Raw genomic sequence first — 26424 nt, forward strand, 5'->3', positions numbered from 1 at the left:
AAACAAGGATTTTTTAGAAATATACCTATTTGTAGGTATTGTTCTGAGTAACTATTTTTTATAGTTTTAAGGTGAACCTTTTAAATATATAAATTATGAAAAAAATTACTTTATTACTTTTACTTCTTTGTTCAATTACTGCTTTTTCGCAAGTAAAACTAACCTCTGCTACAGAAGAATATTACAATGGTACAAGTTGGGAGAATAATTATAAAAGAACGTTTACTTATGATGCAAACAATAACCTAGTCTCAGAAAAATCTTATTATAGGGATAGTAGTACTACTAGTTGGGAATTTAGTAGTAGTGAAACCTATGTGTATAATGCTGCCAATAGGGTTGTTAGTAGTACTTATGAAAGTTTTGATGGTTCAGGAAATATTTCTTATGGTTATAAATCAAACTATACGTATAATGGTAATAATCAAGTTACGGAATCAATTGATTTAGAATTTACTAATGGAGTTTGGGTAAACCAATATAAAAGTACTTATGCATATACTAATGGAAAAATTACTAGTGTCGTAGGTCAAGATTGGAATGGTTCCTCTTGGGTTTATGTTACTGATGGGGATCAGCAAGACGCTTCTTCTAAAATTACCATAAGTTATGGTGCAAATGATTTGGTTTCAGAATTTATTTATGCTGATTGGGACGGTAGTTCTTGGAGTTTAGTTGATAAAGAGTTGTATACATATAATACAAATAATAAAATTGCCCGTATTATGTCTTATGATTGGAATGGGGCTGCCTATGAAACCTACTTTAAGGAAGAGTACACTTATGATGCAAATGGTAATTTAATCTTAGAAAAAAGTTTTGATTATAGTAATGGTTCTTATGAACTTTCTTATGAAACAAGTTATACGTTTGATTCAACTCAAATGATGAGTAGTTTTACGCATCCATTTAAAGATCAATTTGGTTTTGATGCGTTAACAGGGCAAGAGAATTTTTATGTAAATAAAATACTAGGGTATGAGGAAGAAGATTATAGAACGACTTACAATTATGGAGGAGCTACAGCAAGTGTAAAAGATTTTAGTTCTATTGATTTTGCAGTGTTTCCAAACCCAACTTCTTCAATTTTAAAGATTGATGATACTAGTTTTACTTTAAAAAATATAGAATTATTTAACGTTTTAGGAAAAAAAGTATTTGTATCAACTAAAAATGAAATAAATATAGCACATTTAGTGAATGGCGTTTATCTATTGAAAATAGAATCAGAAAAAGGTAATGTGGTTACAAAAAGAATAATAAAAAATTAAAAGTAAAATTATTTTATGTACCAAAAAGAGCCTTCAAGTAGTGTTACTAGAAGGCTCTTTTAATACATATGCGTATGGTTATTTTAAAAGATCGTACGTTTCTTTTGCAATTTCTAGTTCTTCGTTGGTAGGAATTACTAAAATCTTCACTTTGCCTGTATCTTTCTGAATTTCTCTAATTTCTTTAGAACGAATGTCGTTTTTTTGTTCATCTAATTCAATACCAAAAAACTCTAAATTTTCGCAAGACATTTGTCTCATTAAAATTGAGTTTTCTCCAATACCGGCTGTAAATATAATAGCATCTAATCCATTTAAAGCAGCAGTATAAGCACCTATAAATTTCCTAATTCTATAACCTGCTAAATTTAAAGCGATTTGGCACTCTTCATTACCATTACCTGCTTTTTCTTCAATTTCTCTTAAATCAGAATAACCAGTTAAACCTTTCATTCCAGATTCTTTTTGTAAAATATCATTTACTTCATCTGCAGATTTACTAAATTTCTTCATTAAAAAGAAAATAACAGATTGATCGATATCTCCAGCACGAGTTCCCATAACTAAACCGTTGGTTGGTGAAAATCCCATAGTGGTATCAATACATTTTCCGTCTTTAATTGCAGACATACTACAACCATTACCTAAGTGAATCGTAATTATTTTTGATGATTTTTCACCTAAATGTTCTATTGCTTTTTCGGAAACATATTTATGACTAGAACCATGAAAACCATAAGCTCTTACTTTATTTTCTTTTAAATAAATAGTAGGAATTGCATATTGGTACGCTTCCTTTGGCATTGTTTGATGAAAAGCAGTGTCAAAAACAGCTGTTTGCTTTGCAGAGGTAAAAATGGTTTCAGCAACTTCTATACCAGTTAAATGTGCAGGATTGTGTAAAGGAGCTAAATCAAATAAATCTTTAATATTAAATTTTACTTTTTCAGTAATAAGAACAGTACCGCTATATCTGCTTCCTCCATGCACAACTCTATGTCCAATTGCTTTTATTTCATCAACCGAATTTATAACACCTAATTCTGGATCTAATAAAGCTTTTGCTATTTTTTTTAAACCAACTTCATGATTTAATATTGGTGCGACTTCAGAGTGTTCTTTATCTTCTTTTTTGTGTGTGAAAATGGCATCTTCCATACCAATTCTTTCTACCAAACCAACGCATTTTACAGCTTGAGAAGGCATTTCTATTAATTGGTATTTTAAAGATGAAGAGCCTGCATTTATAACTAAAATATTCATATTATCCTTGGTGTGCTTGTATTGCTGTTAATAAAACGGTGTTAAAGATATCTTCTACTGTACAACCTCTACTTAAATCGTTTACTGGCTTGTTTAAACCTTGTAACATTGGGCCAATTGCTAAAGCTCCTGTTTCTCTTTGTATAGCTTTGTAGGTATTGTTTCCTGTATTTAAATCTGGGAAAATTAATACAGAGGCTTGTCCAGCAACTTCAGAATCTGGCATTTTTGTTTTTGCCACAGACATATCTACGGCTGCGTCATATTGTATAGGTCCTTCAATTTTTAACTCTGGATGTAAGCGTCTCACTATTTCTGTAGCTTTTCTTACTTTTTCTACCTCTTCACCTTTTCCTGAGCTTCCAGAAGAATATGATAACATTGCTATTTTTGCATCTATACCAAAAGCTTCTGCAGATTGCGCTGAAGAAATTGCTATTTCTGCTAATTGTTCTGCATTAGGGTTTGGGTTTACAGCACAATCTCCCATTACAGAAACTCGGTCTGATAAACACATAAAAAATACAGAAGAAACTACAGATACACCTGGTTTTGTTTTAATTAACTGTAAAGATGGTTTTATAGTATGCATAGTTGTGTGCACTGCTCCAGACACCATACCGTCTGCTAGACCATTCATAATCATTAAAGTTCCGAAATAAGAAACATCGTTTACTAAGTCTTCGGCAATGGTTTCTGTCATGCCTTTATGTTTACGTGCTTCATATAATGTTTTTACAAAAGCATCATTATGTATAGAGTCTTCCGGATTTAGAATGTTTATTTTATCTAAATCTATTTGTAATCCAATTTGATCACATTTAAGTTGAATTGTACTTCTATCTCCTAATAAGGTTAAGTCTACAATATCTAATAATTGTAAACGCGCTGCTGCAGTAATAATTCTTTCATCATCACCCTCTGGTAAAACAATATGTTTTTTATAAGCTCTTGCTTTTTGTAGCAAGTTGTATTGAAACATACTTGGTGTTAATTTTACGGAATTGTATGAAGTAAGTGTGTTTGTTAAACCTTCTGCATTTACATACGTATCAAAAGTATCTAGAGATAGTAATATTTTTTTGTTGTGGCTTGCGTAAATTTTAGATTTTACTGCGCCAATCTTATTGGTAATACCAAAAGTACCTCCCTTAACGGAAATAATAGGCACGGTAGATTGTACCCCTTCAATTAGTTTGGTAATGGATTCTTCTGGTAGTAAAGAACCTGTTAAAACAATTCCTGCAATTTTTGGATAGTTGGTAGAAGCATTAGCTTGTAAAGCACCCAAAATAATATCTGCTCTGTCCCCAGGAGTAACTACTAAAGCATTTTCTCTAATTCTTGTTAAATAGTTGCGCAGTTGCATAGCTCCAGTACTATAACTTCCTATGGCATTGTCTAGAAATTGTTCTCCAAATAATACTTTACCTTCTAAAGCTTGTAAAACTTCTCTAACGGTTGGATATGCTAAAAAGTCAATTTTAGGAATTACGTTTATTTGTAAGTTTTCTGGAAAACTTTTTTCTAATTCTTGTTGAATGTAGTTTACCTCATCAACTTCAATTTTATTAGCAATAATACCAATTACATCTACTTCTTTTTTGATAAAAGACTTATAAGTAAGTTGCATGGTGTTTACAAAATCTTTCTTTTTCTTGCCATTTCCAGAACCCACTATTAAAGCAGGAATACCTAGGTTTTTGGCAATCATTAAATTTACATCTAGCTCTGTAAAACCACCTTCACCAGAAAAGTCTGTACCTTCTACTAAAACATAATCATATTTAGCTTCAAGCTTTTTATATTTTTTAATTACTTTATGAATAACGTCATCTGTTTTTCCTTCACTTAAAAGTTCTACAACCTCGTTGTGCTTATATGCATAACAGTCATCATAATCAATATCTAAATTAAAAAAGTTAATAGCAGTATTGGTATGATCATCAAATTTACTGTCTTTAACTTCGTTGATAATAGGCCTAAAATATCCTACTTTAGATGATTTGGTTAACATCATTCTTAAAAGACCTAATGACACCAAAGATTTACCACTGTCGGATTCAATTGCGGCAATATATATAGCTTTACTCATTTTTTTTTGTTAATTGTATTTGCAAAAATATGTTTTAAAGGAACTATTAAGTATGATAATAGTCATTTTTGGAAGTTGATTTTATAGAAAAAAAATACCTGTTTAGATATTATTTACAAAATGTAGGCAGAAATTTAAACCTGTAAAATACCCATATTAAATTGTTTTGTAATAGGAGCGTGGTTTGCTGCTTCAATTCCCATGGAAATCCAATCTCTAGTTCTTAACGGATTAATTACAGCGTCTGTCCAGATTCTGGCAGCGGCATAATAAGGTGAAATTTGCTTGTCATAACGCGATTTTATTTTGTCAAATAATTCAGCTTCTTTTTCTGGAGTTATTTCTTCGCCACGTTTTTTTAGTGATGCCGTTTCTATTTGTAGTAATACTTTTGCAGCAGAATTTCCGCTCATTACTGCTAATTCAGCACTCGGCCACGCAACAATTAATCTAGGATCGTATGCTTTACCACACATTGCGTAATTACCTGCTCCGTATGAGTTTCCTATAACAATTGTAAATTTTGGTACTACAGAATTACTTACTGCATTTACCATTTTTGCACCATCTTTTATAATTCCGCCATGTTCAGATTTAGAACCGACCATAAAACCGGTAACATCTTGTAAGAAAACCAACGGTATTTTTTTCTGATTACAATTGGCAATAAAACGGGTAGCTTTATCTGCGGAATCGTTATAGATAACTCCTCCAAATTGCATTTCTCCTTTTTGTGTTTTTACTAATTTACGTTGATTGGCAACTATACCAACTGCCCAACCATCAATACGAGCATAACCAGTTAAAATGGTTTTTCCGTAACCTTCTTTGTATTGTTCAAATTCAGAATTATCTACCAAACGCTTTATAATTTCTAACATATCATATTGTGCGTTTCTTTCCTTAGGAAGGATTCCGAAAATATCATCTTCATTTTCTTTTGGCGGAAAAGCTTCAGTTTTACTAAAACCAGCTTTGTCATAATCACCAATTTTATCAATAATGAATTTTATTTTATCAAGCGCATCTTTATCGTCTTTTGCCTTGTAATCTGTAACTCCAGAAATTTCGCAATGTGTAGTTGCGCCACCTAAAGTTTCATTGTCTATAGATTCGCCAATTGCGGCTTTTACTAGATAACTTCCAGCAAGAAAAATACTTGCAGTTTTATCTACTATTAAAGCTTCATCACTCATAATTGGTAAGTAAGCACCACCTGCAACACAACTTCCCATAACGGCAGAAATTTGAGTAATTCCCATACTGCTCATAATGGCGTTATTTCTGAAAATACGTCCAAAATGTTCTTTGTCTGGAAAAATTTCATCCTGCAAAGGCAGATAAACACCCGCAGAATCTACTAAGTAAATAATTGGTAATCTATTTTCTATGGATATTTCTTGAGCACGTAAATTCTTTTTTCCTGTAATAGGAAACCAAGCACCTGCTTTTACAGTAGCATCGTTTGCTACAACAATACATTGTTTTCCTTTTACGTATCCCATTTTTACAACTACACCACCAGAAGGGCAACCGCCATGTTCTGCATACATATCTTCACCAGCAAAAGCACCAATTTCTATAGATTTAGAATTGCTATCCAAAAGATAATCGACTCTTTCTCTTGCGGTCATTTTACCTTTTTCATGCAGTTTGTCAATTCTTTTTTGACCACCACCTAGTTTTACTTTGGCAAATCTTCTTTTTAGATCTGATGCTAACAATTTATTGTAATCTTCGTTTTTATTGAAGTTGATATCCATCGAAATTTATTTCTTAATTTATGCTAATTTAAGAAATATTCTTTTGATTAAAATGATAAAAAAAAGAGGTTGTCTAAAAAGGAGTTTTTTTGTCAATCTGAATTTATTTCAGAATCTTAGAATTACCTAAATTTAGTAAGTTTAGATGCTGAAACAAGTTCAGTATGACAAGGTTTAAAACTTTTTAGAAGACCTCTTTTATTTTTTTAAAGACGCTTTTATTTTCTTAATAAAGAAAAATGGCCTTTTTTAAGAATTGGATTTTTTTCAGTATCAATAGGTATTAGTTGTACAGAAAACCAATAGTCATTAGAAGCGAGGAGTTTACCATTGTAGGTACCATCCCAACCGTCACTATTTATGGTTGTTTGTGCTATTAACTTGCCATATCTGTTAAAGATGTTAATAGTACTGTTTGACTGATATAAGCTGGTATTAATTCCTTTTACTGCCCAAGTATCATTTTTTCTATCGCCATTTGGCGTAAAGAATTTAGGGAATTGAATAACCGAAACTATTAGTTCTGAAGAACCACAACCATTTTTATTTTCAACAATTATTTTATAAATTCCACCTTCTATATCTTCAAAAACATTACTGTCTTGATAAGATCGAATTGTCATTCCGTTTTCATCTTCTAGCGCATATAGAAATTCTTCGTTAATTAGTGGATTTCTAGGAATGTCTATTCGGATATTTAAATTAGAATTTATAATAGAAAGATCATCTGTAATGGTAACAAAACTTTCTTCTAAATTCTCGAAATCTGATTTATAAACGGTGATGGTTCTAGAACGAGAACAACTGTTTGTTGATGCTGTAACTGTATATTCGCCAGCATTACTAATATCTAAGTTTTTGCTATTTCCTAAAACATCTCCATTTTTGTTTGTCCATTGGTAATTGTATGTGTCAGCAGGGTTTAATAGATATAATGTGTAAGGAATATTTTCTGTACATATAATTATTGGTTCACCAGGTGATTCCCCTTCAACAGTAAATTCTGGAATCTTATTTACCTCTAAATAAAACTCACCAATTCCTTGACAATTGTTATTTGTTATACTGATTAATTTGTAAAAAATAGTGACTGGAACACCTATATACGGATTGTTTTTATTTCTGTAATTTGCTAAGTTTTGTGTTTCTGTAATTTCATTTAAAGACCTTGTTCTATCATCATCAGACTCATAAAATTCAATTTTTATATCAGAATCTGTAGAGATTTTATTAGGTATACTGCTTAAGTCAAAAAAAGTAATTCCGTCTTTATCGTCGTTGTTAATGGTGTTATTTCCTTCCGTATCTAAAAAATCGTCACATTGATAAATGGTGTCATTAAAATTTTTATTAGGAGCATAACTAACTGTTAAATTAATTTTAGAAATACTGTAACATCCTGTTGTATTAGAAATGGTTTTTACCCAAGCTTCTCCTGTATTGTCTACAAAATAACTTGTTTTATCTGCAACTTCTGGTGAGTTATTTTTGGCGTCTAATTCAGTAGCGTAGTATTTAAAAGTTACATCAGTTTCATTTGTAATGCTAATTTGTGCTTCTGATAGATTAAATGTTGTTTGCAGGTCTGCATCATTATCACATTGGTATAATTCTGCAGAATTATTTTCAATAACAGGTTTTGGGTTTACTATTAAAGTAATTGTATTAGAGATTAGACCACAAGTATTACCTTGTTTGTTCAGTTGTACTCTAAATTGATAATTGTTTATTTCTTTAGAAGCTGCTGTAATTTTTAATTTTGAGGTATCTACATTATTAAATTCAGTATCATTAATAATTGAATTCTCGATAATATTTACGAAGCTAATTCCATCATCAACAGATATTTGCCATTGAAAAGTTGAGGCATTTGTTTCAATTTCTATTTCGTTTACATCTCCTTCACAAAAAATAACATCTTCAAATGTTGTTATAATAATAGGTGCTGAGATTGTGTAATTGGTATTAATAGGATTTATATAACCGTCAGAGTTTATTACTTTTCCGTTGTTATCAACATCTAAATAATTTGGAGATAACCTACCAGAAGCATCTCCCGTAAATCCAGCTTCAATAACATCAAAACAATCATCACCATCAGAATCTAAATCAACAAAATCAAAGAAGGAGTCTTGGTTAGTAACGATTAATGTAGTGCTATCAGAATTTTTGAGAGGAGTCTTTAATACTCCTGAATCTGGTGAAGTTTCTAAGTCATCTAACAAACCATTTGTACCAACTGTTCCATTAATTTTTCCATCATTATCGGTATCAAAAACTCCATTTCTAGATTCAATAACATCATAAATACCATCGTTATCAGCATCGTAATCTAAATAGTTTTTAACACCATCTGCATCTGCATCTAAATTTGTTGTAATGGTACCAAAAACATCATCTAAACCATCAAGATCAGCATCTTTTTTTGTTAACGAAATATCTTGACCATAAGCATCATACAAGTCAGGAATTCCATCATTATCAGCATCTAAATCGAACATGTTCTCTATACCATCTCCATCAGAATCTAACGTAAAACACGTTAAACGGATAGTTCCGTTAAAAGTAGAAATATCACGACTAATATTGTTATAATGCTCAAAAGAAATGTTTGTAATTTGATTAGCAACAAATTGAAATGTACTTGTACCAGCTACAAGATTTTCTTTAAATTTAAACTTAATTACTGAAGCAGAAAATTGCGTAAAATCATCTTCAAATTCATCATCAAAATTAGAGTCTATTAAAATTTGATTATCTGGATCTATTAAAGTGATGTTTTTCTCCGTTTGTGATAGCTTTATAATAAAATACTCGTTATTAGAAATGGTATGATTTGTAGTACTGTTTTGGGTTAGTTTAAAGTTGATGTTGTCGTCAAAATCTAATGTGTATTTAGAGTTTGATGTTCCACTTGCATTAGCCGTAGAAATAAAATCACCAGTTGAGTTTCCTGTAAAAGTTGTGTTTTCTGTAGTTAAACTAGCAGAAACTGCTGTTAAATTATTTTCTACAGTTGGATTGTTTATATCAGATAAATCAATGGTTTTATTCCCCAAAGATTCATCACAATTTAAAATTCCGTCGTTATCAATGTCAGCATCTACGTTGTCTATAATACCATCATTATCATAATCATCCGGACAAATACTAACAGGGATTTCTGAAGATTCAAAAGTTGTATTTGTACAATCTATTTTACCAATTAGTTGATAGCTTCCTGGTGCAGTTGGTATTAGAGTAGCAGAAGTTTCATTTGTATCAATATAACCGCTTCCATCATTAAAGTACCATTTAAAAGAGTCGAACAATTCTGTGTTTGCAGCTTGTAATTTTAAATCATTCCCAAGACAGTTACCTAATGTAGATATAGCTACGTTAAATTTTATTTCTGGGTTAGAAGGAAAACCAGAAAAGAAACTACCAGAAGATGCAGAACCATTTTGATTGAAATAAGCACAATATAATTCATCAGTGCTATCAATAGAAATGCTACCTGTTAAATTAGTTACTTTATAAGTTACGTAATTAGAATTTCCATCAACATTAAATGGGCCAGAAGTAGAGTAGTTAGCAATTGGTTGAGAGTTTATATTTACAGTTGCACCAATGTTGGTTACAATAGTTATTCCACCTGTAAAAGTTGTGTTACCAATATCTTCAATATTTGGAATGTTATCTACTTTTCCTCTATTTTCACAACTTAAAGGAGGTACAAAAAATAAACCTTGATTTGCTTCGTTGTTATTTGCTCCAATTCCTTGGTAAGCAAAAACTTGATAAGAAGTTTTTACATACATATTTCCATTTGAACTGTATTTATTACCTTCTATTAAATAATATTCTCCAGCATTTATAGTTTTTTCAGAAGTAGTGTTTCCATTAATAAACACTTCAGTATGATCTTCGTGAGCAACAATTAATACGTTTTCCCAATCATTAGAACCATTTCCTTTTACAAAAATATATTCCGAACCAACCTTATCGATACCAACGATTTGATCTATTCCGTAATCTCTCCCGTTGCCATTATGAAAACTTCCGTTAGCAGAACCTGTATTTACAACAATAGGTTTGTCTGAAGTAATTAAAGTACCAATTAAACCATCTCTATTTATCGTGTTATCAAAAGAATTTGTAGCAACAACATAGCTTTCTCCTTCATTTAAAAGAATATTAGAAATTGGTAAAGAACCAGAATAATTTTTTATCAAAATTCCCGCAGGTAAATCATCAAAATCTACAATAGTATTATCTTCTGTAGCCATTACAGAGATAAAATTTAAGTAGTTGTCTTGTGGATTTTCATTTGTAAACATTCCTGCTCTAAAAGAGGTTCCTAAAGCAGATGAACCTTTACTTACTAGAGCTCCAGCTTGCGCTCCTCCACCAGCTAAAACACGTATAGAAACATATATAACATCACTAGCTTCTATTATATACCCCTTATTAGAATGCACCACACTTGTTTGTCCCGAATCTATAAAAAGCTGAGTATCTCCGGTTCCTATCGATATTTCTTGAGGAGAGGTGTTGGTGACAGTACCTGTAATATCATCATTAGAACCAATTTGGGTAATTGTATAACTTACATTTTGGTTGCTTGGAGTTGAAATATAAAAATATTGATTTTCTGGATTTGCATTTCCGTTTTCCGCATACGTTAATGGCGGAATAAAATGCTTTCTACTTAATTGTGCATTTATATTTTGAAAAGTAATAAAACAGATAAAAAATAGTAATACGTGGGGGAAACTTTTGCGCATTGTAACATTAAATTAAGTATTCTTATTATTAGTGGTTAAACAATTTTAACAACACAATAATTTAATGCCAAATTACAAAAGTTTATTGATTTTTTTTTATTTAATTATAGTATTAATATATTTAATATGCTTATAAATCTCTCTTTTGTAGTAATCTGTAAGATAGGTAAACAAATATAAATGACCAGAAGCAAACAATTAGAATAGAAGAAAAATGTACATCGTAACTTTTTGTAAAGTTTTCACCTATTTGGCTAGCAACAGATTTTACAGCACCTAATCTAGAAAAAGGTTCTTTTATTAAGTTTGATATAGCTTCTAGAGGTAAAAATTGCATAATGGAATCTACAGATTCAGTTGTTTTGTCTGCGTCTCTAAAAGTCCAAAATAAATACCCTTTAAACATACTTTCTACAATAAGCCAAACTACCATTGCTCCAACAGCAAAAGCAGAACGTTTTACTAAAATTCCAAAAAATAAACCCATAGAAAAGAAACCAACTAGCTTTATAAAAAAAGCTAATAAGTAAACTAAATCTGTTGTAATTATTGAAAGTTCATTGTAATCTGAATACACTAAGCCCAAAATTAAAGAAACTACAAATACAAAAATGGTTGAAATTAAAGCAAATACAACTACTGTATAAAATTTTGAGAGTATAAATTCTTTTTTACTTAAACCATCAATTAAATTTTGCTTTAACGTTTTATAGCTATATTCATTTGCCATCATAGAAACAATAACCAAGAGCAAGAAAAACTTTAAAATTGAAGCCATGTAAGTATTAAAATGCCAGATGTAAGGAAAATTAAAAATGCCCATATCTGCTAAATGGAATTTTATTGGACCAATATCAAATTTTATCACTGCAATTAATGCAATAGAGGTAAGTAGACCAAAGTAAATAAGAGATAATACTTTACTGGCGCTGTTGTGTTTTAATTTATGAAATTCTATAGTAAGTAGTCTTAACATGACTTTGTAGTTTAAAAGATGATTAATTATTATTGGTTAGATCTAAGAATTGTTGCTCTAAACTAGGTTTGCGTTTTACCAAGTGAGATAGAATAATTCCATTTTTAAATAGAAATTCATTTATTTCTGTTGATGAAATTTCGCTGTTTAAAGTAGCAATTATGGTTTCGTGATCTTTACTAATTTTACCAATTGCAGGATGTTCTTCTAAAATAGTCATTAATTTATCTTCGTTCGTTTCTACTTTTAATTCGAATAAACCATTAGAAGCTGTCATTTCATCTACACGACCTGCATATAATTTTACACCTTTTCTTATAACCACTACGTGAGAACATACTTTTTCTACTTCGTCTAATAGGTGAGAAGCTAATAAAATAGTCGTTCCGTTTGCTGCAATATTTTGTATAATCTGACGAATTTCGTGAATTCCTTGTGGATCTAAACCGTTAGTGGGTTCGTCTAAAATTAAAATTTCAGGATCATTTAATAGGGCAGAAGCAATAGCTAAACGCTGCTTCATACCTAAAGAAAACGTACTAAACTTACTGTCCTTTCTGTCAAAAAGATTTACAGTTGCAAGTTTCTCGTTTATTTTTTCTGTTGATATTTCTTTTATCTTACAAATTAGAGCTAAGTTCTGAGTAGCTGTCATGTAAGGGTAAAAGTTAGGGCGCTCTATAATTGCACCTACTTTTTTTAAGGCTTGATGTGTAGTTAGTTTTCCGTCAAACCAAGAAAACTCTCCAGAAGTTCTGTTTACAACGTTTAAAATAATACCTAAAGTGGTAGATTTTCCACTTCCGTTAGGTCCTAAAATTCCGTAAACATTCCCTCTTTCTATATCAAAAGAAAGATTGTTTACTGCGTGAACTTTTCCGTATTTTTTATCGAGATTTTTGAGTGATAAGATAGTTTCCAAAGAAATTGATTTAGTCGATTATGTTTGTAAGACGACTAATTTACAATTTTGTTACGGGAAATTTAGGTAAATGTTAAACTGTACAAAGTTGTAATTGTCAAAATTAGAGCCTCAATAATTATTGTAAGTGTAATTTTAAACACAGTTACACTAAAAAACGCTTAAACAATTACACGTATTTCCTAATATTCAGTAAAATCGTAATCATCATCAAAATGACCAAACTCATCATCGATGTCTTCTTCATCACCAAAACCATCGTCTAATTTTTCTGCAATAAATTCTTTTTCTGGTGCTTCACTAGGTATTTCTCCTACAGTTAAAATAATTTGTGGTAAATCACCTTTTTTATCAGCCGAAACCTCAATAACTTCAACGTAGAAAGTCCACATTTTTAAGAAATCGTAAACATAAATTAGTTTATCACCTTCTTGGGGTAACGTCTCATTTAAAATACAAGTCTGCATTGAAATACCTTCGCCAATCTCTTCCATATTAAACAACGGAATTTCTTCGCCTTGGTTCCATTCATCATCAGTTTTATAAAAAGAAGCCATTTCTTGACCTCCAAAACCAAAAGATTTTGCAATGGTTGCATGTAAAACTTCTAAGTTTAAGCTGTCATCAACTAAAATAGTTCTGATTACATCTTCTTTTGTGTCTAAAATTATGCGTATTTTGTACATGAAATGGTTTCGTTTTTCTGCTGCAAAAATACAAAATTTTATATGTACTTTTACCATATAAAACGAATGATATGGATACAGTTGCTATTTTAAAAGCATTTAACGAGAGTTCTAAAAACACATTAATGGAAACTCTTGATATTGAATATGTTGCTCTTGGAGATGATTTTTTAACTGCAAAAATGCCTGTAAAATCTAAGGTTCATCAACCTTACGGACAATTACATGGAGGCGCAACGGCGGCTTTGGCGGAAAGTGTAGGGAGTGCTGCATCTAATTTTTTTATAGATAGTAAAACGCAGTTTGTAAACGGAATTCAGTTGTCTATAAATCATATAAAAAGCAAAAGAGGAGGTATGGTTTTTGCTACTGCAAAGAATATTCATAAAGGTAAAACAACGCATTTATGGGAAGTTAGAATTGTTGATGAAAATGACGATTTAATTTCCGTAGCAAAAATGACAAATATTGTTTTAACAAAGAGATCATAAATACAATACATTGAATATTATTTTTAATAAAATTGAAGAAAATTACAAAAGAAACATCCCTTTTGTAGTTTATAGAAAACCGAATACAGAATCCGTTAATGGGTTTTTTATGAAGGATGATGCATTGAATTTTACAACACAATTTAAAGAAACTGGATTTGTTTTTGCGCCTTTTAATTCCGATGAAAAAGCTGTTTTATTTCCTTTAGAAAAATCAGAATTTATTCATGAAAATATTTTAATTGAAGAAAATTTATCTCTTAATGATACTATTTCAAGTGAGGTGAATTCTGATAAAGAAAAACATCTTCATTTGGTAGAAAAAGCGCTAGATGATATAAATAATAACGAACTTATTAAAGTAGTTGTTTCTAGAAAAGAAGAAATTCAGTTAGATGAATTTGATGTACTTCTTACTTTTAAAAAATTACTAAATACCTATGCAAATGCATTTGTATATGTTTGGTTTCATCCAAAAGTAGGTTTGTGGTTTGGTGCCACTCCTGAAACCCTTTTAAATATTAAAGGAACCCGTTTTAAAACGATGTCTTTAGCAGGTACACAAGTTTATGTGGATTCTGAAGATGTTGTTTGGAAAAACAAAGAATTAGAAGAGCAACAATTGGTTACCGATTTTATTGAAAGTCAATTAAAACCAGTTTCTACCAATCTTAAAATTGACAAGATAGAAACGGTAAGAGCTGGGAGTTTGTTGCATTTAAGAAGTAGTGTAGAAGGTGAGTTGAGGTTTACGTCCAATTTAAAAACATTAATTAGAAGTTTGCATCCAACACCTGCTGTTTGTGGTCTTCCAAGAGTTAAAGCTGAAGAGTTTATCTCTAAATATGAAAACTATAAAAGAACATTTTACAGCGGTTTTTTAGGAGAACTAAATATTGAAAATAATAGTTCTTCTCTTTTTGTAAACTTAAGATGCATGAGTGTAGCAGATAAAATAGCTTCTATATATGTTGGTGGTGGAATTACAAAAGATAGTTCAGCAAAAAAAGAGTGGGAGGAAACCATTGTTAAAACAAAGACAATAAAGAAAGTGCTTTAACTTATAAAAATAAAAATCAAAAAACCGCAAATAGTAAATTTGCGGTTTTTCTTTTTGTGTAAAACTTGAAATAAAATATTTTTAACGTATTTATTTGTTCCTATTTGATATTCTCAATTAAGCAAATACAAAAATAGTCTAGGACTATTATATATCGTCAAAAGAAACATTTGTAAAACTCTCTGTAGATTTTATTTCTTCAGTTGTTTCAGTTCCTTCTTCCTTTTTAAAATCTTTTTGGTGGCGCTCACTAATTACTTCGCTCCCTTTTTCATTTAAAATATAGTCGGTTGCTTTACCTAGCATTTCTTGAAAATCTGTAAAATCTTCTTTATATAAGTAAATTTTGTGTTTTTGGTAATGGAAAGACCCATCATCATGTGTAAATTTTTTGCTCTCCGTAACAGTTAAGTAGTAATCATCTGCTTTTGTTGCTCTTACATCAAAAAAGTAAGTTCTTCTTCCTGCTCTTAATACTTGTGAAAAAATTTCTTCCTGTTCAACTCTCTCTGCTCTCTCTGCCATAATTATTGTAAAATAGTAATTATAATATTTTTTTTATACTTAACAAATCTAACAAAATATTTTATGTAGCAAGGTTAAAGATTAAATTTCTTTTTCTAAAAGTTGTTGGTCATACAAATCTTTATAGTAACCGTCTATGGTTATTAGTTGATTATGAGTTCCTTGTTGTATGATTTCTCCTTGGTCTAAAACAATAATTTTATCGGCATTTTTGGCCGAAGAGATTCTGTGACTAATTATAAAAGTGGTAATATTTTTTGATATTCTCTCTAAATTCGAAAGGATTTTTTCTTCAGTTTCTGTGTCTACAGCAGACAAGCAATCATCAAAAATTAAAATTTTAGGTTTCTTTATTATTGCTCTTGCAATAGAAACACGCTGTTTCTGTCCGCCAGAAAGGGTTACACCACGTTCTCCTAATACGGTTTTGTATCCGTTAGGGAAATCGATAATATTTTTATGTACATCCGCATTTTTTGCTGCAGCAATAATCTCTTCTTGTGTAGCGTCTTCTTTACCAAATTTAATATTGTCTTCTATACTTTCAGAAAATAAAAATGGATCTTGTGGTACAAAACCAATCTGACTTCTAACGGCATCTAAATTTGCTTCTTTAATAGGGATGTCGTCTAGTAAGATTGTTCCTGTTTTTGTATCGTACAACCTAGAAATTAATTCTATAATAGTAGATTTCCCCGAACCTGTTTTACCTAAAATAGCAATGGTTTCGCCAGATTTAACAGAGATGTTGATGTTTTTTAGAGCAGTTATATTAGTATCATCATATGTAAAAGTAACATCTTTAAAAGTAACATTTCCTTTTAACTCTATTGGTAAATTGCTGCTATTTTGTATTTCTGGTACATGCTGTAAAAATTCATTAATTCTAGCTTGTGAAGCTTCTGCTTGCTGCACCATAGAGGTAACCCAACCTACAACAGCTACGGGCCAAGTTAAGATATTTACATAAAGCATAAACTCTATAATGGTACCTATTTGTATTTCATTTTCTATATATAATTGACCTCCAACATATAAAACTAATAAGTTACTAATACCAATTAAAAAGACCATCAACGGAAAAAATAATGCATTTGCTTTTTGAAGATGGATGTTTTTTTCCTTGCTTTCATCTGCAATTTTATCGAAGTCTTTTATAATTGAAGCTTCAATTCCGTAAGATTTAACCACATTAATTCCTGAGAAAAACTCTTGATTAAAAGTGGTTAATTTTGATAAATATTGCTGAACAATAGTACTTCTTTTATGTATTACTTTACTTAAAACGAATATTGAAATCGATAATAAAGGAAAAGGAATTAAAGTGTACGTGGTTAGTTTCACATCAATACTCATCATTTGAGTAAAACCAACAACTAACAAAACAATCATGTTAATGGTATACATCACTGCAGGTCCTACATACATTCTTACTTTAGAAACATCTTCAGAAATACGATTCATTAAATCTCCTGTTCTGTTTTTTTTGTAGAAATTGAGTGATAACCTCTGGTATTGTTGATAAATTTCGTTTTTTAAATCAAATTCTATCAACCTAGAAGTAACAATAATAGTTTGCCTCATTAAAAAAGTAAAAAAACCAGATAATATGGCAACTCCTATAATAAGAAGCACATTTATTAATAATTGGTGCTGTACTTCTTCTAGATTAGTAACAGTACCGTCTTGGTAATCTTCTACAATGTTTAAAGAATCTCCTACTATTTGAGGGATTTTTAAAGCTAAAAATTTGGCTAAAATGGTTATTGATAACCCTATTAATAATCGCCATTTATATTTAGAAAAGTATTTGTTTACGTGTCTTAGTTCCTTCAATGAATATTGAATTTTTAAAAAATAAAATTACAATAATTATAATATCTATAAATTATTTTTTTGTTAAATAAGTAAAAATGCAAAGATACAAGATTCAGGATAGAATTAATTCTTAAAAAAGAATAAAAAGGTAGTCGAATAAAAGTAAAATAACACTATTTTTGCACCCAAATTTATATATAAGTTCTTTAGAAAATGATTAACAGGAGACATATTCGAGTTAAAGTAATGCAATCTGTGTACGCTATGTTACATTCTTATAATGATGATATCATTAAAGAGGAAAAATTTTTAAAACATAGTATATTAAAAATGTACGATTTGTACGTTTTAAACCTACAGTTATTGGTAGAAGTACAAAAATTAGCAGCTAAAAAAATAGCACTTTCTAAAAAGAAAATTCTTGCTACCAAAGAAGATTTAAACCCAAACAACAAGTTTTTAAACAATAGACTTATAAATACCATCGCAGAAAGCGTAAGTATAGAAGGTTATGTTGAGTTAAATGATGTAAACAACTGGGAAGAAAATGATGAGTATGTAAAAATTATTTTTGACAAATTGCAAAATAGCGATTTGTATAAAAAATATTTAGCTACTGAAGAAGATTCTTATAAAGTAGATAAAGCTTTTGTAATTGATTTCTTTAAAGAAATTATTGCACCAAATGAAAAATTAGGCGAATATTTTGAAGACACTATGATTTCTTGGTCAGATGATATTCCTTTTGTAAATACTTGGGTTGTAAAAACGTTAAGTAAGCAAAAAGATAATACTATTTTTGTTTTAGGTAAATTATATAAAGATAAGGATGATGAAGATTTTGTATCTAAAATGTTTAAGAAAACAGTTTTAAATAATACAGAGTACGAGTCTATTATTGAAGAAAAAACACCAAACTGGGAAACAGATAGAATTGCCGATATAGATATGATTCTAATAAAAATGGCAATTGCAGAGTTTTTTAATTTCCATTCTATACCAACCAGAGTTACTATTAATGAATATATAGAAATATCTAAAGATTATTCTACAGAAAAGAGTAGCTACTTTATCAATGGAGTTTTAGATAAAATTTCTAAAGAATTTATAGAAAGTAAAAGAATTGTTAAAATAGGTAGAGGATTGCTTTAAACTATTGTTTTAGGTAATTAATTTATTATTTTTACGCAAAATTAAATCATAATGAAGAAAATAACAATCTTATTAGCATTTGTAATTACAGCATCTTTCTTTACAGCTTGTAAAGACGGAGGAAGTGCCGTTAAAAAAGTAAATCAAGAAAATTTAGATAACGCTGCATCTAGAGATAATGAAATTAAAAAAGGAACAGCTTTAATTTCATTAGATAAAACAATCTATGATTTTGGTACTGTAAATGAAGGAGATTTGGTAGAAACTAGTTTTGTGGTTACCAATTCTGGAAAAACAGACTTAGTAATAACAAACGCACAAGGATCTTGTGGTTGTACAGTTCCTACTTGGCCAAAAGCACCAATTAAACCAGGTGAAACAGGTATTGTTGATGTGAAGTTTAATACAAACGGTAGACCAAATAGACAACAGAAAACAGTAACCTTAACAACAAACACAGAAGCTGGTAGACAGGTTTTAACAATTAAAGGTTCTGTAACACCAAAAGCAAAATAAAAAATATGTATACTGTAATATTTTTACAAGAAGGAATGAGTGGTAGTTTAATGAGCATGTTGCCTTTTTTAGCAATTATTGTTGTGTTTTATTTTTTTATGATAAGACCACAAATGAATCGTCAGAAAAAAGAAAAAGCTTTTCAATCTGAAATTAAAAAAGGAGCAAAAGTGGTTACTTCTAGTGGTATTCATGGTAAAATAGCTGAAATTAATGAAGCGGAAGGTACCGTAACTATAGAAACTGGAGCAGGGAAAATTAAGTTTGAACGTTCTGCTGTTTCTATGGAATTAACAAACAAAAAATTAGCACCAGCTAAAAAATAAATAGTTAGTTAATTAAAATATTAAGTGAGCTATGTCTTTTTAGATACAGCTCACTTTTTTGTTAACAAGCTTTTGTGTAGATTGCATTAAAATTGATTTATTACCTTGATAAAGAATAGAAAAATAACGAAAAGTTTTATTAGTTTTTTAATAGCCTCTATTTTAATGTGGTTTTTAATTACGCTTTCTAAAGAATATACCACTAGTCTCACTTTTTCTGTAAACTATAAAAATATTCCTCAAGATAAATTATTACAGAATAATCCTAAAAAAGAAATAGATATTATTGTAAAATCTACTGGGTTTAATATTATAAGATCTGGTTTTGGTGATAAAACAATTACCCTAAACGCTAATAGTTTACGTAAAAAATCTTCTGGGAGCTATTATTTTTTAACAAGAAACCAAGTTAGCACAATTCAAAAACAATTGCATTCTGGCATTGAATTACAACAAATTGTGTTGGATACTATTTATTTAGATATTGGTACTTTAACTTCTAAAAAAGTCGCCTTAAAACCAAATTTAGATATTAAATATCAAATTGGTTATGATATTTTAGAGCCAGTAAGTGTGGAACCAGATAGTATCTTTATTTCTGGTCCAGAAGCACAAGTAAAGAACATAACTTCCATCGATTTAAAAGTAATAAAACTAGAGAATGTTAGAGAAGATTTTTCTAAGGATGTTGAAATTGTATTGCCTAAAAACTCCGGTAACATTAAGTTTAATTCTAAATTTACAACTATTAGTGGTAAAGTAGAGAAGTTTACAGAGGGTACTTTAGAGGTTCCGTTTACAATTAAAAATCTTCCAAGAGGAGTCGATTTAACGATACTTAATAAAACTGTAGAAATAGTTTATGTAGTAGGTCTTTCTAACTTTAATAAAATTGATAAAAACTTTTTTGAGGTAGTTTGTGATTATAATCTTTCTAAAGATAATAACCTTGGGTATTTATTACCTAAAGTTATAGGAAAACCAGATTATGTTAAAAGTTTTAAAGTGATACCTAATAAAATAGATTTTTTAATTCAGAAATAAAATGGTTGTAGGTTTAACAGGTGGTATAGGAAGCGGAAAAACTACAGTAGCTAATATTTTTGCCAATTTTAATACGATTGCTATTTACAATGCAGATTTAGAAGCTAAAAAGTTAATGAATACCTCTCCACTAATAAAGTCTAAAATTATTGAAGAGTTTGGAGATGAATCTTACCTAGATAATCAATTAAATCGACCTTTTATAGCGAACCTTGTTTTTAAGGATAAAAACAAATTAGCAGCCTTAAATGCAATTGTGCATCCTGAAGTAAAAAATCACTTTAATGAATTTGTAAAACTACATACAGATAAAGAGTATATTTTATATGAAAATGCGATTCTTTTTGAAAGTAAGAGTAATCTTAAATGCGATATTATTATATCTGTTTATGCACCTCTTAATGTTAGAATAGAAAGGACAATGCTAAGAGATAACAGTTCTAAAATAGCGGTAGAAAACAGAATAAAAAACCAATGGTTAGAAGATAAAAAGTTACTACAATCTAATTATGTTATTACCAATTTAAGCAAAGAAAATACTCATTTTCAGGTCCTTAAAATCCATAATATTTTAACAAAAAAAGAGGTCTCAATTTAATTTTATTCAATAGGATTGTTAAAATAGTCTTAAATTTAAAGTAAAGTTGTTAATTTAGGTTAAAAACAATAAAATCAACTTTTGAAAGCCGTAACTTTGATGTATGGGTAAGAAAATGTTTGTTCTTATTGTGGTTTTAATGAGCATTTCCTTGATAGGAATTATTGCTGTACAATTGTTTTGGATAAACAATGCGGTTGAAAGCAGAAATGAGCAATTTAAGAATGATATTCAAAAATCTTTGGGGAATGTAACCCAGAGAATAAATGATAAAGAGGAAGCTTTTTTTGATAAAAAAATGGAAGATTTCTTTGATAACGTTGGTTTGGCTAACGATGCTCAAATAAGAAATTATTTATTTCAAGAAATAGATACTATTACGAAAGAGCGTTTTTCTATAGGAACTACTTATTTAGAAGAAAATTTTAAATTACCAACAGAGTTTTTAGACAATGATTCTATCATAGTAAAAAGAGTTACTGGCAAACAAGATTTTTTTCATTCAAGATTAATTAAAGGAGTAGACAATGCTTTTTCTTCAACAGATGAAAATAGATACTCTTTTACTAAAAGATTTAAGAAAATTGAAAATGCTTATAATTCTGCATATTTTGAAGACTATAAGAAAATTACTCCTCTTCATCAAAGAATAAGTAATAACGATTTAAATAATACGATTAAGGAAGAGTTAGAAAAACGAAATGTATATTTAGATTTTAAATATGGTGTTTATAGTAAAGATGGTTTAGCTACAAAACTAAAATCTGGATATTATACTATAAATAAAAAAGAAAGCTATCCGTATCCTCTTTTTTTTAATGAAAATGGAGATGTTGAGTATGAGTTATATGTAACTTTTCCGTCTAAAGATAAACACATACTTTCTGGTCTCTCGGGAATTCTAATACTTTCATTGTCATTTATTTTTATCATTATTATCGCTTTTTCTAGTTCTTTATATCAATTAATTAGACAGAAAAAAATATCAGAAATAAAAACTGATTTTATAAATAATATGACGCATGAGTTTAAGACACCAATTGCTACCATTAACCTTGCTTTAGACTCTATCAAGAATCCAAAGATTATTAATGATAACGAAAAAGTGTTGCGTTATGTAAAAATGATTAGAGACGAAAATAAAAGAATGCACTCTCAAGTAGAAAATGTCTTAAGAATATCTAGGTTAGAAAAAAATCAGCTAGATATTAGTAAGGAAACTATTGATATGCACGACACAATAGAAGATGCAATAACACATGTAAGTTTATTAATTGCAGATAGAAAAGGGACGATAAATACACATTTTGAGGCAATTATAACAGAAATTCCTGGTAACGAATTTCATTTAACAAATATAATTGTTAATATATTAGAAAATGGTTTAAAATATTCTGAAGGTGCACCAAAAATTAATGTGTACACAGAAAGTACTAATAAATTCTTTATCTTTAAAATAAAAGATGAAGGAATAGGAATGAGTAAAGCGGTTCAAAAACAAGTTTTTGATAAGTTTTATAGAGAACAAAAAGGAAACATACATGATGTAAAAGGCCATGGACTTGGTTTAGCATATGTAAAAGAGATTGTAGAAAAACATCATGGTACTGTTTTTGTAGAAAGTGAAAAAGGAAAAGGAAGTACGTTTACAGTAAAATTACCTTTAATTTAAAAACATAACAATGGGAAGTAAAAAAATTTTATTAGTTGAAGATGATCCAAATTTTGGAACAGTCTTAAAAGATTATTTAGCATTAAATGATTATAATGTAACACACGCTAAAGATGGTATAGAAGGTTTAATCATGTTTAAAAACAGCGATTATGACTTATGTATATTAGATGTTATGATGCCGCGTAAAGATGGTTTTTCTTTAGCACAAGATATTAGAACGACTAATAAAGAAGTGCCAATTATTTTCTTAACGGCAAAAACCTTAAAAGAAGATGTATTAAAAGGGTATGCAGTTGGTGCAGATGATTATTTAAATAAACCATTTGATTCTGAAGTCTTATTACATAAAATTAAGGCAATTTTACAACGTAAAGACACAGATAAAACTGCAGAATCAGAACAATTCGAATTTGTTATTGGAGGCTTTTTCTTCAATTCTAAATTAAGACATTTATCTATTGGTGAAAATGGAGAACCTATAAAATTATCTCCAAAAGAAAGTAAATTGTTACGTATGTTGGCAATTCATAAAAATGATTTAATGCCAAGAGAATTAGCATTGACAAAAATATGGAGAGATGACAATTATTTTACATCTAGAAGTATGGATGTTTATATTGCAAAACTTCGTAAATACCTAAAACCAGATGAACATGTAGAAATTTTAAATATACATGGTGAAGGATTTAGAATGGTAGATAAATCTTAAATAAAAATAAGTTTCCCAGAAATAAAAAACTCAACATGATTGGTTATCAGGTTGAGTTTTTGTATATTTAATATATGGCAGAATTTATCAAAATATATAATGAGAATCCAAACCAAAAAGAAATAGACAAAGTTGTTGCTGTTTTAAAACGTGGCGGTTTGGTTATTTACCCAACCGATACTGTTTATGGTTTAGGTTGTGATATTACTAATAATAAAGCTTTAGAAAAGGTAGCTAAGATAAAAGGTGTAAAATTAGAAAAAGCAAATTTTTCTTTTATTTGCAACAATTTAAGTCATTTATCAGATTATGTAAAGCAAATAGATAGTGCTACCTTTAAAGTTCTTAAGAGAGCATTGCCAGGTCCTTATACATTTATTTTACCAGGAAGTAACAACTTACCAAAAGTCTTTAAAAAGAAAAAAACGGTAGGTATTCGTATTCCAGATAATAATATTATTAGAACTTTAGTAGAAACGTTGGGTAACCCAATAGTATCTACTTCTATTAGAGATGAAGATGAAATCTTAGAATATACTACAGACCCAGAATTAATCTTTGAAAAATGGTCTAAACGTGTCGATATTGTGATTGATGGTGGCTACGGAGACAATCAAGGATCTACAATTATAGATTTTACAGATGGATATCCGGAAGTAATAAGAGAAGGTAAAGGAAGTTTAGATATCTTGTAATGCCAAAAATTCACTTAGAAACCATTATTAATATAACTGATATTGATATTGTTTTCAATTTAATTAGAAGTATAGATTTACACAAAATTTCTACAAAAAACTCTAAAGAAGAAGCAATTGCTGGTAAAACTTCTGGATTAATATCACTTAATGAAACAGTAACTTGGAGAGCAAAGCATTTAGGCATTACCCAAGAATTAACTTCTATTATAACAGATTTTGAAGCATCAACTTTTTTTGCTGATGAAATGGTTCATGGTGCTTTTAAAAGTTTTAGACATGAACATTTTCTTGAGCAGAAAGGTGATAAAGTAATTGTGAAAGATATTTTTGACTATGTTTCTCCTTTTGGTGTTCTTGGAAAACTTGCTGATTTTATTTTTCTAAAAAAATATATGCAGTGTTTTTTAATTGAAAGGAATAAGGTGATAAAAGACTATGCAGAGTCTGGGAAATGGAGAGAAGTTTTAGAAAAGGAATTACTTTAGTTCGTCAAACTTTTTTCTACCCAATGCAAAATATTGCCAAACAATACTCGTGTGTAAATTGTAGTCTTGTTTTTTTTGTAAAACTCTACGTTTTTTCAAAAATTTAAAGAAGTTTTTATAAAGGCTCAAATGAGCTTTTACAATTGCTAAGGTATGAACTGGTTTTAATTCTAATAAAAATTTTAACCCCGCGACTCCGTCTAAAATTAAACGAGAAAAAAGAACGAATAGATACCATTTTTTTGGAACGTTTTTTATAATATTTAATAAGCTATTTCTAAAGTTTAAATATGTTTTCTGTGGATTTGTTTCCTGTAAAGTAGCTCCACCAACATGGTATACTGTAGAAGTGCCCACATATTTTATTTTAAAACCTCTATTTTGTGCTCGCCAGCATAAATCTATTTCTTCTTGATGTGCAAAATAATCTTCATCTAAACCACCTAGTTGATGAAATACTTTAGAACGAATAAATAAACATGCTCCTGAAGCCCAAAAAATAGTAGCCTCATCATTAAATTGCCCGTTGTCTTTTTCTAATTGATCAAATACACGTCCTCTACAATAAGGATACCCGTATAAATCTACAAAACCTCCTGCAGCGCCAGCGTATTCAAATTTTGTTTTGTCTTTAAAATCTAATAATTTAGGTTGAATAATAGCAGTGTTTTCTTCATTTTTAAAGACAGTTTTAATTGGTTGTAACCAATTTTCTGTAACCTCAACATCAGAATTTAAAAGACAGTAAATATCTGCATCTATAGATTGCAAAGCATCATTATATCCTTTTGCATATCCACCATTTATAGTATTTTCTATTACTTTAACGGTTGAGAATTTTTCTTTTACATAGGTAACAGAAGAATCTGTAGAGGCATTGTCTGCTATATAAATATTAGCTTCTTTAGAACTAAAATCTATAACCGATGGTAAGAACTGTTCTAACAGTTTTTGACCATTCCAATTTAATATGACGATTGCTATTTTCAAGAATGCGAATTTACTATTTATAAGTTATTTTTTTTATATAATTTGTCTTAATAAAAGTATAAATAAATTGAACTTACACATAAATTTAAGCAAAAGAGAAGTATACTTTTCTATTCTTTATTCTGTTTTACTTTTAGAATAATGACAATTGTTATTTATAATCAGGAATATTCTTTAAAAAAATATAAGTTTCCTTTTCAAAATCCATTTTACAATAAAAATGCTCTAAACCGTTGGTAACGATTAAGTAATTGGCTTTTAACTTTAAATTATATCGTGCAATTTGATCAAAAGTATCTTGTGTGATTTTAATAGAAGGTGCTTTGCATTCAACAATAATTTCATGATTTCCTTCTTTATTAAAAACTAAAATATCTGTTCTTTTTTTGCGATTATTAATGGTTAACTGTTTTTCTAAGGCAATTAAAGTAGTAGGATATTTTTTTTCTTCAATTAAAAAAGAAACATAATGTTGACGTACCCATTCTTCTGGAGTTAAAACCATATATTTTTTTCTCAATTTATCAAAAATAAGCGTCTTATTTTCGCTACTTTTGAGTTTGAAATTATAAGAAGGTAGGTTAAGTTTTTGCAT

General features: G+C 29.4%; 23 protein-coding genes. 12 read left to right on the plus strand and 11 right to left on the minus strand.

What is annotated here, in order from left to right; all coding sequences use genetic code 11:
• Positions 1 to 95: 95 nt before the first annotated feature.
• The gene (locus H0I28_RS03315) at positions 96 to 1271 is read left to right on the plus strand and encodes a T9SS type A sorting domain-containing protein (protein WP_218760463.1); all 1176 of its coding nucleotides are present in this window, start codon (positions 96 to 98) and stop codon (positions 1269 to 1271) included.
• A 78-nt stretch (positions 1272 to 1349) separates the two neighbouring features.
• Here H0I28_RS03315 and H0I28_RS03320 read toward each other — a convergent pair whose 3' ends face one another.
• The 7 genes from H0I28_RS03320 to H0I28_RS03350 form a co-directional block, all read right to left on the minus strand.
• A complete protein-coding gene (locus H0I28_RS03320; RefSeq protein ID WP_218733339.1) occupies positions 1350 to 2534 on the minus strand; it encodes an acetate/propionate family kinase in 1185 nt (394 codons plus the stop codon).
• A gap of 1 nt (position 2535) precedes the next feature.
• Positions 2536 to 4629: a phosphate acetyltransferase gene (pta, locus tag H0I28_RS03325; RefSeq protein WP_218760464.1), complete on the minus strand. Its 2094-nt coding sequence runs from the start codon at positions 4627 to 4629 to the stop codon at positions 2536 to 2538.
• A 134-nt stretch (positions 4630 to 4763) separates the two neighbouring features.
• The gene (locus tag H0I28_RS03330; protein WP_218760465.1) at positions 4764 to 6392 is read right to left on the minus strand and encodes an acyl-CoA carboxylase subunit beta; all 1629 of its coding nucleotides are present in this window, start codon (positions 6390 to 6392) and stop codon (positions 4764 to 4766) included.
• A gap of 218 nt (positions 6393 to 6610) precedes the next feature.
• Positions 6611 to 11158 (minus strand): T9SS type B sorting domain-containing protein, encoded by a 4548-nt coding sequence (locus H0I28_RS03335; protein WP_218760467.1) that lies wholly within the window; start codon positions 11156 to 11158, stop codon positions 6611 to 6613.
• A 130-nt stretch (positions 11159 to 11288) separates the two neighbouring features.
• Positions 11289 to 12134: an ABC transporter permease gene (locus H0I28_RS03340; protein ID WP_218760469.1), complete on the minus strand. Its 846-nt coding sequence runs from the start codon at positions 12132 to 12134 to the stop codon at positions 11289 to 11291.
• A gap of 22 nt (positions 12135 to 12156) precedes the next feature.
• Positions 12157 to 13056, minus strand: coding sequence for an ABC transporter ATP-binding protein (locus H0I28_RS03345; protein ID WP_218760470.1), 900 nt, complete (start codon positions 13054 to 13056; stop codon positions 12157 to 12159).
• A 182-nt stretch (positions 13057 to 13238) separates the two neighbouring features.
• Positions 13239 to 13742 (minus strand): plasmid pRiA4b ORF-3 family protein, encoded by a 504-nt coding sequence (locus H0I28_RS03350; RefSeq protein ID WP_218760472.1) that lies wholly within the window; start codon positions 13740 to 13742, stop codon positions 13239 to 13241.
• Between the two features lie 71 nt (positions 13743 to 13813).
• Here H0I28_RS03350 and H0I28_RS03355 point away from each other — a divergent pair, with 71 nt between their 5' ends.
• Both H0I28_RS03355 and H0I28_RS03360 read left to right on the plus strand, forming a co-directional pair.
• Positions 13814 to 14233: a PaaI family thioesterase gene (locus tag H0I28_RS03355; protein ID WP_218760474.1), complete on the plus strand. Its 420-nt coding sequence runs from the start codon at positions 13814 to 13816 to the stop codon at positions 14231 to 14233.
• Positions 14234 to 14243: 10 nt separating this feature from the next.
• A complete protein-coding gene (locus tag H0I28_RS03360; RefSeq protein WP_254712828.1) occupies positions 14244 to 15293 on the plus strand; it encodes a chorismate-binding protein in 1050 nt (349 codons plus the stop codon).
• Between the two features lie 147 nt (positions 15294 to 15440).
• Here H0I28_RS03360 and H0I28_RS03365 read toward each other — a convergent pair whose 3' ends face one another.
• Both H0I28_RS03365 and H0I28_RS03370 read right to left on the minus strand, forming a co-directional pair.
• Positions 15441 to 15818, minus strand: a complete 378-nt coding sequence (locus H0I28_RS03365; protein WP_218733355.1) for a PUR family DNA/RNA-binding protein — start codon at positions 15816 to 15818, stop codon at positions 15441 to 15443.
• A gap of 81 nt (positions 15819 to 15899) precedes the next feature.
• Entirely contained in the window at positions 15900 to 17654 is a 1755-nt protein-coding gene (locus H0I28_RS03370) for an ABC transporter ATP-binding protein (RefSeq protein WP_218760476.1), read from the minus strand.
• 195 nt (positions 17655 to 17849) lie between these two features.
• Here H0I28_RS03370 and nusB point away from each other — a divergent pair, with 195 nt between their 5' ends.
• The 9 genes from nusB to H0I28_RS03415 all read left to right on the plus strand — a co-directional run bounded on the left by nusB (position 17850) and on the right by H0I28_RS03415 (position 24839).
• Positions 17850 to 18788: a transcription antitermination factor NusB gene (gene nusB / locus H0I28_RS03375; RefSeq protein ID WP_218733359.1), complete on the plus strand. Its 939-nt coding sequence runs from the start codon at positions 17850 to 17852 to the stop codon at positions 18786 to 18788.
• A 51-nt stretch (positions 18789 to 18839) separates the two neighbouring features.
• Positions 18840 to 19304, plus strand: a complete 465-nt coding sequence (locus H0I28_RS03380; protein ID WP_218733361.1) for a DUF1573 domain-containing protein — start codon at positions 18840 to 18842, stop codon at positions 19302 to 19304.
• 5 nt (positions 19305 to 19309) lie between these two features.
• Entirely contained in the window at positions 19310 to 19630 is a 321-nt protein-coding gene (yajC, locus tag H0I28_RS03385) for a preprotein translocase subunit YajC (RefSeq protein ID WP_165730628.1), read from the plus strand.
• 165 nt (positions 19631 to 19795) lie between these two features.
• A complete protein-coding gene (locus H0I28_RS03390; RefSeq protein ID WP_254712829.1) occupies positions 19796 to 20674 on the plus strand; it encodes a CdaR family protein in 879 nt (292 codons plus the stop codon).
• 1 nt (position 20675) lies between these two features.
• Positions 20676 to 21272 (plus strand): dephospho-CoA kinase, encoded by a 597-nt coding sequence (gene coaE, locus H0I28_RS03395; RefSeq protein ID WP_218760480.1) that lies wholly within the window; start codon positions 20676 to 20678, stop codon positions 21270 to 21272.
• Positions 21273 to 21375: 103 nt separating this feature from the next.
• Positions 21376 to 22944, plus strand: a complete 1569-nt coding sequence (locus tag H0I28_RS03400; protein WP_218733367.1) for a sensor histidine kinase KdpD — start codon at positions 21376 to 21378, stop codon at positions 22942 to 22944.
• A 10-nt stretch (positions 22945 to 22954) separates the two neighbouring features.
• On the plus strand, positions 22955 to 23656 hold the full coding sequence (locus H0I28_RS03405) for a response regulator transcription factor (RefSeq protein ID WP_165730636.1): 702 nt from the start codon (positions 22955 to 22957) through the stop codon (positions 23654 to 23656).
• Positions 23657 to 23730: 74 nt separating this feature from the next.
• Positions 23731 to 24351, plus strand: coding sequence for an L-threonylcarbamoyladenylate synthase (locus H0I28_RS03410; RefSeq protein ID WP_218733369.1), 621 nt, complete (start codon positions 23731 to 23733; stop codon positions 24349 to 24351).
• On the plus strand, positions 24351 to 24839 hold the full coding sequence (locus H0I28_RS03415; RefSeq protein ID WP_218760482.1) for an SRPBCC family protein: 489 nt from the start codon (positions 24351 to 24353) through the stop codon (positions 24837 to 24839). The genes H0I28_RS03410 and H0I28_RS03415 overlap by 1 nt, the downstream gene beginning before the upstream one ends.
• On the opposite strand, the gene H0I28_RS03420 is transcribed toward H0I28_RS03415, so the two are convergent.
• Complete coding sequence (locus H0I28_RS03420) at positions 24831 to 25829, minus strand: glycosyltransferase family 2 protein (RefSeq protein ID WP_218760484.1); 999 nt, start codon at positions 25827 to 25829, stop codon at positions 24831 to 24833. The two genes, H0I28_RS03415 and H0I28_RS03420, sit on opposite strands and share 9 nt — an antisense overlap.
• Positions 25830 to 25980: 151 nt before the next feature.
• Positions 25981 to 26424 (minus strand): type I restriction enzyme HsdR N-terminal domain-containing protein, encoded by a 444-nt coding sequence (locus H0I28_RS03425; RefSeq protein ID WP_218733373.1) that lies wholly within the window; start codon positions 26422 to 26424, stop codon positions 25981 to 25983.

It is taken from the genome of Polaribacter sp. AHE13PA, from assembly GCF_019278505.1.
Lineage (GTDB): Bacteria > Bacteroidota > Bacteroidia > Flavobacteriales > Flavobacteriaceae > Polaribacter.